The 14,763-nt window shown below is 34.6% G+C and carries 11 protein-coding genes; 3 read left to right on the top strand and 8 right to left on the bottom strand.

Annotated elements, in window-relative coordinates; translation table 11 throughout:
* Positions 1-29: 29 nt before the first annotated feature.
* From IZT61_RS12165 to IZT61_RS12155, 3 genes are read left to right on the top strand one after another with little or no spacing between them, the layout of a single operon-like run.
* Positions 30-1,718 carry a DUF262 domain-containing protein gene (locus IZT61_RS12165; protein WP_196097178.1) on the top strand — a complete coding sequence of 563 codons (1,689 nt, stop codon included), beginning with the start codon at positions 30-32 and terminating at the stop codon, positions 1,716-1,718.
* Positions 1,711-2,718 carry an AAA family ATPase gene (locus IZT61_RS12160; protein WP_196097177.1) on the top strand — a complete coding sequence of 336 codons (1,008 nt, stop codon included), beginning with the start codon at positions 1,711-1,713 and terminating at the stop codon, positions 2,716-2,718. The genes IZT61_RS12165 and IZT61_RS12160 overlap by 8 nt, the downstream gene beginning before the upstream one ends.
* Positions 2,719-3,627, top strand: a complete 909-nt coding sequence (locus IZT61_RS12155) for a hypothetical protein (RefSeq protein WP_196097176.1) — start codon at positions 2,719-2,721, stop codon at positions 3,625-3,627.
* Between the two features lie 20 nt (positions 3,628-3,647).
* On the opposite strand, the gene IZT61_RS12150 is transcribed toward IZT61_RS12155, so the two are convergent.
* The 8 genes from IZT61_RS12150 to IZT61_RS12115 form a co-directional block, all read right to left on the bottom strand.
* Positions 3,648-4,772, bottom strand: coding sequence for an HNH endonuclease (locus tag IZT61_RS12150; RefSeq protein WP_196097175.1), 1,125 nt, complete (start codon positions 4,770-4,772; stop codon positions 3,648-3,650).
* A gap of 5 nt (positions 4,773-4,777) precedes the next feature.
* Positions 4,778-6,016, bottom strand: coding sequence for a DNA cytosine methyltransferase (locus IZT61_RS12145; RefSeq protein ID WP_196097174.1), 1,239 nt, complete (start codon positions 6,014-6,016; stop codon positions 4,778-4,780).
* Positions 6,017-6,766: 750 nt separating this feature from the next.
* Positions 6,767-7,117 carry a hypothetical protein gene (locus IZT61_RS12140; RefSeq protein ID WP_196097173.1) on the bottom strand — a complete coding sequence of 117 codons (351 nt, stop codon included), beginning with the start codon at positions 7,115-7,117 and terminating at the stop codon, positions 6,767-6,769.
* A gap of 195 nt (positions 7,118-7,312) precedes the next feature.
* Positions 7,313-8,572: a phospholipase D family protein gene (locus IZT61_RS12135; protein WP_196097172.1), complete on the bottom strand. Its 1,260-nt coding sequence runs from the start codon at positions 8,570-8,572 to the stop codon at positions 7,313-7,315.
* Positions 8,573-8,863: 291 nt separating this feature from the next.
* Complete coding sequence (locus IZT61_RS12130; RefSeq protein WP_196097171.1) at positions 8,864-10,252, bottom strand: HNH endonuclease; 1,389 nt, start codon at positions 10,250-10,252, stop codon at positions 8,864-8,866.
* A 194-nt stretch (positions 10,253-10,446) separates the two neighbouring features.
* On the bottom strand, positions 10,447-11,451 hold the full coding sequence (locus IZT61_RS12125; RefSeq protein ID WP_196097170.1) for a hypothetical protein: 1,005 nt from the start codon (positions 11,449-11,451) through the stop codon (positions 10,447-10,449).
* Entirely contained in the window at positions 11,429-13,810 is a 2,382-nt protein-coding gene (locus IZT61_RS12120; RefSeq protein ID WP_196097169.1) for a hypothetical protein, read from the bottom strand. The genes IZT61_RS12125 and IZT61_RS12120 overlap by 23 nt, the downstream gene beginning before the upstream one ends.
* 243 nt (positions 13,811-14,053) lie before the next feature.
* Positions 14,054-14,440 (bottom strand): hypothetical protein, encoded by a 387-nt coding sequence (locus tag IZT61_RS12115; protein ID WP_196097168.1) that lies wholly within the window; start codon positions 14,438-14,440, stop codon positions 14,054-14,056.
* Positions 14,441-14,763 lie beyond the last annotated feature (323 nt).

Here is a 14,763-nt window from a genome sequence, read left to right as displayed (position 1 = left end):
GGCAAGAAATACATAAAGAGAATAAATTAATGAGTTCAACAATTATTATTGAAGAGTCCCAATTTCAAATCATATCTGAATTAATAGGCTTAGGTATTCCTGATTCATTCGTTTTACGAATTAATAAAATGAAAGGCAGTGGCAACGGCGAGGCAAAACTGTTTCTCGGTTACGAGGGTGAAAAATTGACTGATTTTTTTGGAACGAGGGGTTTTACTGCGAATTGCTTCTTGTTAAAAGAAGATTTAATTGAGTTTCATAACATAAGCAGGAAGGAATATTTCAATCCAACTCAGGATTATCAAGAGAAAGAAAGACTTGAATTGATTTGGGAAAATAAAAAGGATAAACTACAAGCACTACCAAATATTATCGATTTTCAAATTGTTGACCAAACGCAAATTAGCGGGACAAGAATATATGTTAATTCTAACGATTTAGGATACAGTCTATTACGTGAAATTCCTCTTCCCATAGTTTCGCACATAAATATCCTTAAATTACTAAATGACGCAGAAAATGAGATTAAATATCAATTCATTTTAAGATCGGATTATGAAAATGATATAGAAATTGAAGAACAGGTTATTGAAAAGGATAGTGAAAATGACCCTTTTGATCCTGAACTCATTTCTATAGATACCAGAAAATTAACGATGGAGACCTTACTGCGTAGATTAAGACAAGGAACCATAAATCTAAACCCTGATTTTCAAAGAAATGAAGTTTGGACATTAGAAAAAAAATGTCAACTTATAGAATCATTGATGCTAAAAATTCCATTACCAATGTTTTATGTTTCTGCTGACGACAGAAATAATTATACTGTAGTTGATGGCCTACAAAGGTTAAGTACTATGAGAGATTATTTAATCGATAACAAATTTACCTTACAAAAACTTGAATTTTGGGGAGATCAATTCAATGGAAAATCACTGCAAGACTTACCAACCCATATAGAAAACAGGATCTTAGAAACAGAGTTTACCTTTACCGTAATAAACCCTGGAACTCCTGATGTAGTTAAAAGAAATATTTTCAAACGTGTTAATAGAGGTGGTGCGCCATTAACTGATCAAGAAATTCGCCATGCATTATATAGTGGAATCTCTACAGAGTTTTTAAAACAACTATCAAAAAATGATACATTTAAGAAAGCAACTGATGGCTCTATAAGAGATAATAGAATGCTAGATAGAGAATTTATTCTAAGATTATTGGCGTTTATAGTAAGAGATTATACTAGTTATCCCAAAAATGGAAATATGGATGTCTTTTTAAGTAATACGTTGCAAATATTAAATTATCTTCCGAATGTCGACTCACAAGCAGCCACTAAGCATCTTAAAGATATCAATCTTACGTCAATAAAGCCACTAGATTTGTCACAGCTTACTTCAGTTTTTGAAAAGGCTATGACAAGGGGAGCGAAAATTTTTGGTGAGCATGCATTTAGAAAAAGTTATCTTGGAAAAAGGAGAACGCCAGTTAACAAAGCTTTATTTGAAGTATGGGGAACTATATTGTCTGAAATTTCAGATGATGAATTCAGAGTGTTAGTTTCAAACAGACAAAGATTTTTGAATGAGTACAGTAACACATACCTTAAAAATTACAACTTTGATGAGATAATTTCGAGAAATGCTTTAAAGCAAAGTTCCGTTATAGAAAGACACTCCAAACTTAGAGAGTTGGTAAACCGTTATACAAATGATTAATTCAATTACACTCCAAGGTTTCAAATCGTTTTTATATCGAGAGATGAACCTTAATCGCCTTACATTATTAACCGGCTTGAATAGTAGTGGAAAAAGCTCTGTAATTCAAGCCCTTTTAATGATGGAAAAGGCGTTCAATAGCGAAAAAAACATTTTCCTTGACGGGCATGGTGGTGTTAAAGATTTGAAAAACAAATATTCAGATGCCGATATTTATTTGGAAATAGAGATTAATGAATCAAAATATTCAGTGTCAATATCGGAGCAAATAAAGGCTGAACCACTTTCCGGTGAATTTCCAGAAATTTGGTACATATCAGCGAGCAGATTTGGGCCGAAAAATTCCATTCCAATATATATTGACTCCAACCAAAATAATAAAATTGGCCCTAATGGTGAAAATGTATTGCAATGCATTCGTTACTATGATACAATTGTACCTTATTCAGTCCCGGAATCGCTAAAACATCCTAAAGCTCAGTCTTTTGGGTTGCTTGAAAATGTCAGGAGTTGGTTAGGTGTTATTTCCCCCAATATACAATTCGATTTTGAGGTCATTGACAAAAATGACACATCTTTCTCAACTTTTGACGGTCACAGGGCAACCAATGTGGGTTTTGGATTAAGCTATATTCTGCCAGTTATCACAACACTTCTAGTGTCTACGATCAGTAAAAAAAATCTAGTCATCATTGAAAATCCGGAGGCACATCTACACCCAAAAGGCCAAACTGAACTTGCGAAACTCATATTTTTGTGTGCAAGAAATGGTGTTCAAGTAATTATTGAAACACATGGCGAACACATTTTAGATGGCATTCGGCTCGCAACTAAAGAAGATGGAGGTTTTAGTGAAAATGTTCAAATTCATTGGTTTGAACTTGATGAGAATCGTAATACTGAAGTAACATCACCTGTCATTGATGACAATGGCAAAATCAATGAGTGGCCAAACGGCTTCTTCGATCAGTTTGAAATTAACAACTCCAAGTTATTTTAGATGACTATATTTTATTTAAATAACTGTTATTCCAAATGTGATGAGAGAGAAACACTCTCCAGTGCGTTGAAAGATACGCTTTTGGAATACAAAACACTCAAAACCAAGTATCCGGAAGAAGTTGATGGCATTGTATCTCATGAGATCGCCAACTTATCATTTGGGAAAATTTATCTATCTGAAATTTTCGAAATGCTGGCTGAAAAGGAACAGAGGAATTATGCTTATAGCATATTTAATAAATATCCTATAGAGACATTTTTCAACATTGAGAAAGCTTTGGAGGATACAGCAGAATATAAAATTAAGTTAGATGAGGAATCACATGATGCTTTTTATCTAAAAATAGCTTATGATAATAAATCATTACTCTTTAGTTTAGGTATTAGTCCCGACTTTCGAAAAAACCAGCTACTAATATCTGACTCAAGTGGTACATCATTATCCCTAAATAACCTATTTGGTGAAGAACCTAATACCGATTACATAGAAGGCATTATTTTAAATGAGATAAACTCGAAAAAAGACAATTTAGACCTACTCAAGGCACTTGCCCAAAATCCGATTGTAAGCTCAAAATTTGACAAAGCGTTCAACAAAGCTTCTTCTGCGGTTCAAGTAGAACTAATTAATGGATTTAAAAAAGTTCTTGAACTTCAAGAAAAAGATGAAAACATTCCAGAACAAATTCTGAAGCACAATACTGAAGATGAAAACCTTACCTTATCCTATCTGAAAATAAGAGACCCAGAGGCAATGAGGCTTTATTTTTCAATTGTTGACGGTCAATATTATTTAGCCTCATTAGAAAAGAAGCCAACTAAAAAAGGAAAATCAAATGAGCAAAGCACCCATATAAAAAATGCTCGATCAATGGTAAAGCAGATGAAAAAACTTCAAAATAAATAAATGCAGGTGTTAAGAGGGTTTCAGATTATGTCTCTAAGATCATCCAAAAACACATGTTTTCTATGGTATTGAAGATATTCTGATCGATCTTCAGGGAAAATTCTCATTTTATTTTTTGCATTTGGGTTAATGCCCAATCTTTCCCATGTTATGGCGCTGAGCTGTGTACCGCAAACGAGTTCTCCATCATTTGTAAACGTGATATATCCTTGGTCAAAAAGTCTATCATATGTTGGTGATAATGCTAAGCCATTTAAATAATCCAACGCTTGATCTTCACGATTTTCCTTAATACAGACTGAATATGGTTTAATATGACTTGCTGTAAGTAGTCTTTCATCAGTTATTTTCGAAAACGGACATTGAGGCATATATTCAATCACATCTTTGCGATATCTTTCTTGGCCAATTCGATACGCTTTCTTTAGTGTTTCAGGAATTATTTCTTCTATCTTATTCACCAAAACCCCCAATGTACTCGGATGTACAAAAGAACGATATTGATAATCTAGAAGAACCCTGAAAAAAAACAACGGTTTATTTGTAGCTATGTCGGACTCAACAGGGGTCAGCTTCAATATCGAAAGATAGCTTATCTTAGGTAATATAAGCTCCCTCCATAATCGCCAAATAGCATCATCGGAACGAATATAGCCCCTATTTTGGGATTGAGATTTATTATCGGAAGCATCATAAATACTAAAGAATTCATACTCATTTGGAAGTTCTTGAACCTCCTGGTAACGATTATTATAAAACTGGCTAATGTCGTTATGATAAAGCTGTTCCTGCTGAAAATATTCAGTTTTCGCATCTTCGAGATATTTTAATAAGTTGGACTTACTAAAGAAGCAAGTTCCGTCTTGAACCACTGCATTACTATCCTGAGCTGAAAAAAAAGTCTTACGTTTTTTAGCTACATCATAATGTTCATTGCCCCAATCAAAATACTCAAAAAATAACGACATTGCCTCGCCTTTAGTTCCTACATACGTCCCAACATGTTTTTTTGACTCTCCGTTGCCATTGAATTGAGCCAGTTTGTTTGATCGATGTATGAAACTATCTTCAGCGCGAAAATCCTGGATTGAATCAACAATATTGTATTCTACACTATCAATTCTAATTTTCTGAAAATCTTCCATTTAGATTATTCCGCAAACTTTGTTATATCCATTTGTTTAAGAACAGCTATAAGCATGTCAACGATAATACTGTTACCTGCCTGTCGATAAGCTTGAGTATCACTAACCTCTATGTTAAAGTCATCTCTAAATCCCATAAGACGAAGACACTCTCTAGGAGTTAGTTTTCTTATCCTTCCCATATGGGTAACATAATTATCAACACCTGCACGATGCATTTTATGCATCGATTGTAACAACGGTCTCGCAACTGCAAGGTCTGTCTTTGTACTTGTCTTCCAGTTTTTTGTACCTCCGGCTAATACATAGTCTCTTACCTTATCAGATAGATAGTATTTTTCTTCAACATCATTTACATCAAAAACAAACTCATCAAATGAGGTTGTGTCAAATTCTGGTTCAAATATGAAATCTCCGTGCCAATTGAATTGTTGGTTCGCTTTTTGACAAAGCGCGACATCTCCATTAATTTGGGTATATCGTTTTATTCTATTTTTTGTGCTTGTTACAAACTTAATCCCCTTTTCCTTTAGGTAATATTTTGTGTCCGTGAAATCTTCAAGGAAGTCTTGCATTGTATGTTCTAAAGGAATTTTAGCTGGGAATTCAAATTCTACCGAATGATCCAAAAAACCAACGACTACGATCCGTTCCCGATGTTGGGGAATCCCATAATCTTTACCATTGAGCAATTTAGAATGAATTTTATATCCAAGATCCTTAAAAACATCTTGCACCACTCTCCAGGTATTGCCCCCGTCATGATTAGTAAGACCTTTGACATTTTCATAAATAAATACTTTAGGTTTTGTTTCATTTACAATCCTTGCGAAATCATAAAACAGTGTACCTCTAATATCTTCCAAACCAAGTCTCTTGCCGACCATTGAGAAGGCCTGACACGGACTTCCACCTACTAAGAGATCCACTTTCCCTTTATATTTATTGGCGTTAAATTCGGTAACATCATTATGCCAGTCATTAGCATCAAGTTCATAATTAGCTAAATAACTTTTTTTGACATGCGTATCAATATCGTTTGCGAATGTTATAGAAGTCTTCAAATCTAATCTTTTTAGCGCTTGCTCGATTGCTCCAATACCACTAAATAGTGTTCCTAACCTAATGGTGGAATGAGGGTGAGAAAACACTTTTTGTTGCCAATTCTCATTAACAAAGTCAGTTTCCACTATGTTATCAGAAATCAATATTGGATTTTCTAAACCTATTTCAGATGCAATCATAAGAATATTTTATAAATTCAAATATATAAACAAATGTTCAAAAACCAGAATATTTAGCAATTATATTGCTAAATATTCTGGTTTTTGCTGTCAAAACTATTAAATTTTCATTATTTGATCAAAATCTTTTGTGAAAATCGTAGGCGCTTTTACGTTTGATGCTTGTTTACCATCAGGTCTTCAAATTAATTTTGGATCGTAGTTTGAAGGGTGGCATTAACGGTACTTCAAATTCAGACTTCTTGGTCATTTAAAGTGATTCTAATGACGTAGATGCATTTTAAATACTGTGCAATTCTGTCCTATAGATATGAAGAATAATATATCTCTTTATCGTTGAAATACAAAATACTATGAAATACTACCACATTATATAACAAAATAAGTGCTTTTGGCAGTGGCTCATAATATGCCTGGTAAGTCAAGATCTCTTCCCTCACACTGCCTAACAGGATATTAAACAAAGTCGAAAATTCATCATGTTATCTGATTTTTACGTTCTGAAAAGATTCTTTATTGGGTGCCATCACCATTTGCACCAATTATTTTAATTCCCTTTTGGTTAGCTTAACTTTGATCAATGGTACAAGATTCCCGAGCTTATTTATTGTGGCTACTGAAGCTATTTGCTTTGCTATAAACTAATTGACGATCTAAAGAGAATAGCAAAATTGATGAAAATGCTATAAAATTTCCATTAAAACATCCTGACTTTAAGTTATCAATTTTTGTTTACGTTTATGCAAAGCACTATTCTTGGTAAACGTTAATTTTTGCATTAGAATACCAAACTATGTCATTACGTTCAATAGTTAATAAAATGACCAATTCCTCCATTGTAGGAATCAAAAATGATTCAATAAATTGTTTTATCTCTGGTGAAAGTGTTTCATGCATTAAATGGAACTCTGTTTCTCTATTATGAACCATAGAGTTCCTAAACATATACACGACTGTTGTGTAAAATCCGACTATTGAATTAACATTAATGGCAGCTAAAACATAAGAACGTACATCTTTTTTATTAATTCTCAACAAAGAAAACATGTCATCTAGAACAGCATCAGTCATAGCACCTCTGACAGCAGTCAGTTTAGCCAATAGAAATTGTTTAAACGTGGTTGCAGTCAGCAGGCTTGATCTGTTATTTTTTTGAAAGTCGATGTCCCATCATAAAAACCAGGCAAATCATGTGGCGCATGTGCAAGTCAGCCTCCAATTATAGGAGAAAGGTATGTTTGATGTGAACATCCAGACTATCCGAAATCGGCAATCATTGTTAGTCACTACTATGGACTAACCAAATGTGGAGTCTTTGATAAGGTCATAAAGTGGTTTATATTTCGTAAAGTCAGCGATACAGGATAGAACAATATTTTCTGAGCGTAGCGCCGTTGCACCAAGTTGGTAATCCCTCCCGATAATAAAATAATAATTCCTGAAGTCATCTCTTTTGATAAAACTGGCAAGTTCATCATGATCGGTAAAGCTTTCGCAAGGTCGCTTTTCTCCTGCAACTTCAATCCAGTACTCTTTTCCTAAGCTTTTGAGATGTCTAAAGAAATACCTTTGAGTTTCTTCATTCTCCATTTTTTCAAGAAAACTTGATCGATCAATTTGACCTGCACCAAGTTTTCCTGGCATTAGCCAAAAGCCAACCGAATCATAATGTACAATCACCTGCATCCTCATGAAATTAAGCGGCGTACTGTCATTACCATGATATTGTTTTAACGCTGCCTTGTTTCGCCCATACCCAACCCATAGTGATCTAACGTTTAGATCATCATGCCCGGAAGCGTATATGTGCGAAACGATGTGATCGATATCATAATGATGATAAATCTTCCAACCTGGTGGTATCTTGGAGGAGATTAGCGCGTCAAGAAGATACAATCGCTTGCGAACTTCCTTTCGCTCCTCGAGCACATCCGGGCTATCCATATGAGTTATTCCGGGCCGAAAGGCCATATGGTGCTTTTTCGAAAAAAATTGTTCGGTAAAGTCAACATTATCGATATTGAATTTTTCCTGTAATTTATCGGTCAAATCATCAGTGAATTTGACAGTATCCTTTTGCAGTTCCGCATAAGTATTAAAATTTCTTTCGTAAATATCAATGAATCTTTGATCTATCTGTTGACTGGCGAGTTTCCATCTTAAAAACTTTTCATATAGCTCCGTGCAAGTTTGCTGGCAGGTAATTCTTGTGAAAAGTTCCTCATTTTTACTCCAACCACCATTTGTAAAATTTCCGGAACCTACGTAGGCTATCCATTCTTTCCTGATTTTAAACAGATATAATTTGGGATGGAAGAAATTCCTAACATATACAGCTGCATCCAATTTTTTTTCATCAGAAAGTGACTTTATTTTTTTGAATACGTTTGGGTGGGTTGGCATATGCACACCAAGAACTATGTGGATTAGAGCAGCATTTTCAAGCTTTCTGATTGCGAAGTCAAACATATTCTCGCTGATCATGCCAATGGCCATATACGCTTCATCTATACTATCTGATATGCTATTAAACTCCAACGAAAATTTGGAATCCATGAAAGATACGTGGCCAGGTGTTATCATTTAGAAGGATAAGCTATTTGAGAAAAACAGTGATTATAATTTATTTATAATTTGCAGTGTATATTGAGTCTTTGTTAGTTTATTTGAAGTATCAAGTGACAAAAAATTGCCTTTTAGGCTTGAGGTTATTTCAAAAAAGGCTACTTTTTAAGTTTTGTACTATTTCATTCCAATAGCGTATCGCGAATTATTTAACTCAGTTCTCAGTTTTTTAATTATCAAATCACAGTCCGGTTAAATAAATTTTCATACGAAATTTAAATTTTATTTATTTGATCTTTTAATAGATATTTGTTCAAGTGCCTTATTAATTGATGAAATGAAATCTGCAACTTTCACATAACTTTTATCTTTAGTTTGGTTATTCTCCAGTACGACAAAGATAGTGATCAGCTGCTTATTCTTTTTGACAATTATCGGCTGAAGAAAAAAATCCCTGACTGTAAAAGTTGCATGTTTAGTCTTGATGAGTTTTCCAAGCAAAAAATGGTGTTCATTGGTAAATTGGTCAACAATGGCTTCCCTAAAGTTTGAGTGCACATAGTTGTACTCATCATTTTCTTCGTCTTCTTGATCTTCTAAAATGTATGGAAAATCGAAAACTGTCAATTCTGCAATGAGCTTGGTCGTTTGTTGAATCCATTTCTCATCGTGTTCTTCGACTGTAAGTTCCTGCTCGCCTAGCAGACGTTTTATCTTGTTAAACTCGTCTTTTACCACTTCATTAAACTCCCTGTCCCTTAAATTAAACATCATTGAATTAAGTAAATAGCCAAATCCACTGCTTTCAAAAGGATAAGCTAATATTTCGGCAAGTGACATTTTTAAATTTACATGATTTGAAAAACGTTCTGAAGTCATAGCATCCTGATGATAGGTAAAACTGATATCATCGCCATGATAATTATTCGTCAGTATAACAACGCAACATAACACGTTAAAAATTTCGATGTATGCAAAAATCTGTTTGGTTTCCTTATCGTTTTGAAGGTGTATCAAGTGCGACACCTCGCTAGAAGCATGATCTCTAATTTCATTTTTCTGATTACAGAAGATAACATTTCCTAAACCGTTGTCAGCATGGCGAACCCGGCTGCAGAGTGCTTCTACAGGCTGATAATCCAGTTGAGAATGCACATAGAATTCACAAGCGATCTTATTCATCAAAAGAATCAATTCAGGACTTAGGTCAATTGTGAACGGTGTACGAAGAAACGGAGTTGTATTTTGAGGCATGGAAATGCTATACTCAGCGAGTGCCTGTCCTTCAGATTTTAGTCTTCCCACCTCTTTTTGGAACATCTTTATCGTATTCTCTACATCACCACTTATCCTAATTACCTTTTTGGTATCGACAAATTCTTCAGTTTTGATGGGCTTAACAGGTTTCGATTGCCCGTCCTTGGTCAGATATTGCCTTCCATTGATATCTTCTGAAACCATCTGTCTTGAATTGTTCCAGCAAAGTAAATTGATGATTGGTTCCAGTGTTTTTTTAATGACTGGATCTATTTTTCTGCCAAAGAAATTTGAATTGCAATCATGACAAATCAGATCCTTGGAGTGTAACTTCCCATTGACAGATTGTGGTATAATATGCTCATCGCTACCGTCTAATGGTGATTTGCAGAAAATACAGAAATCTCTTTTCATAGTTTGTTATTGGTTTAATGTTTCAAAATTTTCAGTAAAGAAGTGGTTCGGCGCATGCTCCAAAAAATATAAAACATTTGTTTGACCTTTTCGATCACTATGTTAATTTGATATTTTGGGTTTTGAAAAAAACATTTTTGAATGTATAAAGTTATGAACCCGGCACAATCATTTAGAGCCTGAGAAAACACATTCTATTTTTCCAATATATTTAAAATATCATTCTTAAACTTGCTGAATGGACGCTTATGATAATCATCGATTTCGTGCTCCACTCCAAAGATTAACCGCTTGGCTTCACTTCTAGATAATGGAAGGCCTGGAAATGTCGAATCGAGCAATTTTTTGATGTAGTTTTCAGAATATTTATATCGTAATTCAAGCAGATCACGAAGTTCAAGTGGTGAATGCACATCATAAACCTCCTGAATATTAAGATCTCTGAAATTCTGTGCCATTTTACTGGTTGCCCCATCAATTGTTACATTGACAATCTTCAAATCCTTATGACGATAGTTGAAGTTAAAGGATTCATTGTGCAGGGTCTCATAAGGATGAAAGTGAGTTTTCAGTTGAAAGTTCTTGTTACTTTTGATTTGATTACAGATACTACAGCTGGGGATGAGGTTGAAATATGAAAGCGCCAGTAACGGATAACGGTTTTTGGAGAACCAGTGATCAAATTGCGCCCTCGCAATTGGTACGATGATAGGCTCAGCTATACTCTTGTAACGTCTATCTGCTTTTAGAGCCGTAACCGTATTGGTATATAATCGATTGCAATACGTGCAGGTGTTTCGTGAGAGTTTAGATGCAAGGAAAAAGGATATTTTTTTGTTTTCAGAGACAATCTTCTTATAATTGAGAACTTCGGAAATATCCTTTATAGTGTCATAGTGTTTATTTTTAAGCAAAAAGTCTTTGTCAACGCTACTTTTTTTCTTTTGAGCTTTTATGTAGAATTGCTTTTCAAATGTTCTATCGTCATAACCTGGGATCAATTTTCCCATCATTTTGGTGTTTATTGCCATCATATCTGCCGGTTTGGCACGAAGAATTTCATCAATGTTGGCCTGCGTGAAAAGATTACGCAAAGGATTTGTTGAATGAAACTTTTTCAACAAACCGTTTATTTCATTGACAATTAGCTTGACATAGTCATCAATAACCTCAGCTTTAGGTTGTGGCAATTCGAGCATTCTTTTTTAGTTTAGATTTTTCTTTTTGCAAAGATGCAATCTTTGCATTGAGTTCGTTTAGGCGGTACTCTTTATCAACTTCTCCCAACATCTCTTGGAGCTTTGATTTTAATAAAGGCTCATCTATAGCATCAATAAGAGCCCTGTGATAGTCAATACTTTGATTAAATGGTTGTTTTAATTCACTCAATTGTTCTTGCTTTGCTGCCTTTAGTGCTTTTTCGTGCTTATTTAATTTTTTCCCAAAAAGTATTATTTCTTTCTGAAGACGATGATAATTAATAAAATCGATTGTCTGATTAATTTTTTGTTGCGCGTATTCTCCCATGGAACCCTTATTCAAAAAGAAACTCAGCTGCAGTAGATCATGGATATTCGCACCGAAGGTTTTAAATTTATGGGTACCAGATGCCGGACTTGCATTGCTTTCTAAAAATAGGATGTTGCTAGAGGGAATATCAGATATTATAAATGGAGAGTGGGTTAAAAAGAGGAAATTGATTGCTCTGATTTGGCTTTTTTGACCCAAATGTAAACTCTTAAATGAATTCAGTAGGTTAGAGATAAATCTGCGCTGGTATTCAGGATGGAAGTAGAGTTCAATCTCATCATAAATGATATTGATATACCTATATTTAACCCGATCGAACTGACTCTCAGACACGGAATTTATGTTATTGATGTGATAGATCATTGATTGCGATGCATGAATAAGCTGTTGCTCTCCTGAGCTAAGTCTGCTAAATCTGCTTTCTTTTCCACCATCACTGTCCGTCAAAAAAATTTCAATATCAAAAAATGCCGGAGGCAGAAATTCAATCATCTTTACCGGCTCATCATTGCCGGTCCACTTGACGAGCTCTTCTAAGGTAAAATCATAATGTTCCAAATCGTTTCTGACCCTGAATTTGTTTTCTTCGGTATCGGCAAGACTTCGATCAAAAAAATTAACTACCTGTTTTAACTTAAAAGCTACATGGCTCCCTTCATTCAATAGGTCTTCAGTAACGTCCTTGAAACCGAGCTCATTTCCAAAATTATCCAGTTTTCCTACCCGTTTATACTCATCATATTGCTGCTCAATTCTTTTAACTTTTTTGACTACATAACGATCCATTTCTGTTTGAAATGGATGACTATTTTCATTCAAAATAATTAAGTTATGTAAACTCATTTTGGCGAAAACATTGTTGGTAATAATATCCAAATCAGGCGTAGCAGTTGTCTTTTTAGCGCTCCGGGTTACCGCCTCACGTCCCAGTTTGTCTTTATTCAAAGTGAAACGGATTTTGGATACATACTGTTTATCGGTTAAAAAAACGTTGTCCTCTTTAGAAACAAACTGCTGAACCATCAGATTGCAAAGCAAGCGATACTTTGCCCTGCTAATTTCGTCATTGATTTTGAAATCGCCATCTGTTCTCATGGGATTGATGACTAAGGGTGTTTTATAGCCATCATTTTTATGGAACAGCGCATTTATCCAGTCACCCATAATTTGGGAGTTGAGTGAGTAGTGTGAGTAGTTAATTGAAATAGTGTAAAAGAATGCTTCAGCCAGCTTCTGCCTGTAGTCTAAATTAGATAAAATTGCCGGGTTCAGATCCTGGTCTGTTTTTTTGAGATTAGATTGAATTAATGAGAGGTGCACCTGGGCTTTATTAATGACCAGCATAAAGATTTGATTGTTGATTTGATATATAATCTCTACGCAAAGGCCACTTTGCATTGCCAGCAATTCTTTTTTTTCGTCCTCAAGCTCAATCAGCTTTCGTCCAAAATAAAGTGCATCATTTTCGCCTTTTTCCAAGATTTCAGATTGATGCCTATTTGCTTTTTTAAGTGCTAGGATCTTCTTTCCGTACCCTTTTATTCGCATAGCTTTTTTAAGCTGCAAATCATAGCCCTCAGCTTGGCTCAACTTTTGGTTCTCTCTAATCCTTGATGTCAGCTTGATTTTCATGTCGTCAGTCTCCTGCTCGATCTTCGGCAGAGTTGTCAGGATTTCGAGATTAGAAGAGAATATATATACCGCAGCAAAAAGCAGTTCAATAAGTGTACTTTTACCAGACCCATTCTTACCCACCACTGCGGAAACATTGATACGCAACGGTTTCCCATCCGCGGTATAGGTATGGTATAGGTTATCAAGCGCATCATCCTTCACATCTACCCTGATTATTGATTTTGATTTATCTTCACCTGGTGTTTTTTGATAAGTGAATCGATACTGATTATAAAATTGGTAAATTGTGTCTGTTTTTAGGTTCTTTCGATATCTCTCATCGCATTCGCCGAGGGGTATAATTGCTAAAAATTTAAAATTGTTATCTATTTCTGGTTGTAAAGTATCTGACATCTAATAGTTATTTAAAAGTGATATATCCTCAATTACCGCTGTTATTATTACCTGATGGTGAGCAGCAATCAAATGACGTCAATTATATAAAATCTAAATGGGACTGGATAAATTCATCCGGTATTAAAAATATCTATTTAACGAATTATTGAAATTATAATTTATTTTATTACTTAACAAAGCTGCTTGTATGACCTCAGATTTTATGTGATAAGCTTTATCTATTTAGAAAATATTCTCTTGTTATACTGTGGGAAGATTTTTCTTTCCTTTGAAACTAACAAGTTTTCTAGAGTTATATAAGACTGCCTTTTTATTTATGTATTTTTCTTCCCGCTTGATGAGCAGAGCGAGATCACTTAAACTTGTTTTACTAAATTGGATAAACTGCCCATCATGATTATCCGTTTTGAGGTAACGGTCGATATTCTTATAAACAGCATTGCCTGTATTCAATTTATCAACTGTGGAGTATTTGGTAATTGACTGGTCGAAAGCGGTATGAATGTGCTCCACCACCTTGTTTATTCCTTCATTTAACGGAATAAGATTTGAGGATGATTTGTAATCAACCTCAGTGGAATGAGCTTCTTTCAATATTCCATTAATGATGTTGCGGTTTACCTGCATAATTGAGAGTGAGTTAGATTAAGGCAATTTATAAATTATTTCAATTTTAAAAGCGAGATTTTTGATTTTTAAAATTTGTGGATTAACGCTTATACAAGAATATCAGGTTGATGCATATATATAATGAAAGCCGAAATTTCTCCTCAAATTGTGGTTTAATATTAGTTATTTTGACCAAGGCGTCGCTGCATCTCAACGATATTAACTCGCGCTACGAAAGAAGTAGATCTGCAATGGCAAGATTTTTTTCAAAACAAATTCTAACTGCATCGAAAAAAAAATGTAATAAGCAAGGCAAAATGTGTACGAATCTATTCAAAGTA

Source organism: Pedobacter endophyticus (assembly GCF_015679185.1).
Classification (GTDB): domain Bacteria; phylum Bacteroidota; class Bacteroidia; order Sphingobacteriales; family Sphingobacteriaceae; genus Pedobacter; species Pedobacter endophyticus.
This window is presented reverse-complemented; position numbering and strand designations above follow the sequence as displayed.

Coding starts and splice junctions, on each gene's coding strand:
- IZT61_RS12120 (WP_196097169.1), bottom strand. CDS start 13,810: ATGTCAGATACTTTACAACCAGAAATAGATAACAATTTTAAATTTTTA.
- IZT61_RS12150 (WP_196097175.1), bottom strand. CDS start 4,772: ATGGAAGATTTTCAGAAAATTAGAATTGATAGTGTAGAATACAATATT.
- IZT61_RS12135 (WP_196097172.1), bottom strand. CDS start 8,572: ATGGATTCCAAATTTTCGTTGGAGTTTAATAGCATATCAGATAGTATA.
- IZT61_RS12125 (WP_196097170.1), bottom strand. CDS start 11,451: ATGCTCGAATTGCCACAACCTAAAGCTGAGGTTATTGATGACTATGTC.
- IZT61_RS12130 (WP_196097171.1), bottom strand. CDS start 10,252: ATGAAAAGAGATTTCTGTATTTTCTGCAAATCACCATTAGACGGTAGC.
- IZT61_RS12160 (WP_196097177.1), top strand. CDS start 1,711: ATGATTAATTCAATTACACTCCAAGGTTTCAAATCGTTTTTATATCGA.
- IZT61_RS12115 (WP_196097168.1), bottom strand. CDS start 14,440: ATGCAGGTAAACCGCAACATCATTAATGGAATATTGAAAGAAGCTCAT.
- IZT61_RS12145 (WP_196097174.1), bottom strand. CDS start 6,016: ATGATTGCATCTGAAATAGGTTTAGAAAATCCAATATTGATTTCTGAT.
- IZT61_RS12165 (WP_196097178.1), top strand. CDS start 30: ATGAGTTCAACAATTATTATTGAAGAGTCCCAATTTCAAATCATATCT.
- IZT61_RS12155 (WP_196097176.1), top strand. CDS start 2,719: ATGACTATATTTTATTTAAATAACTGTTATTCCAAATGTGATGAGAGA.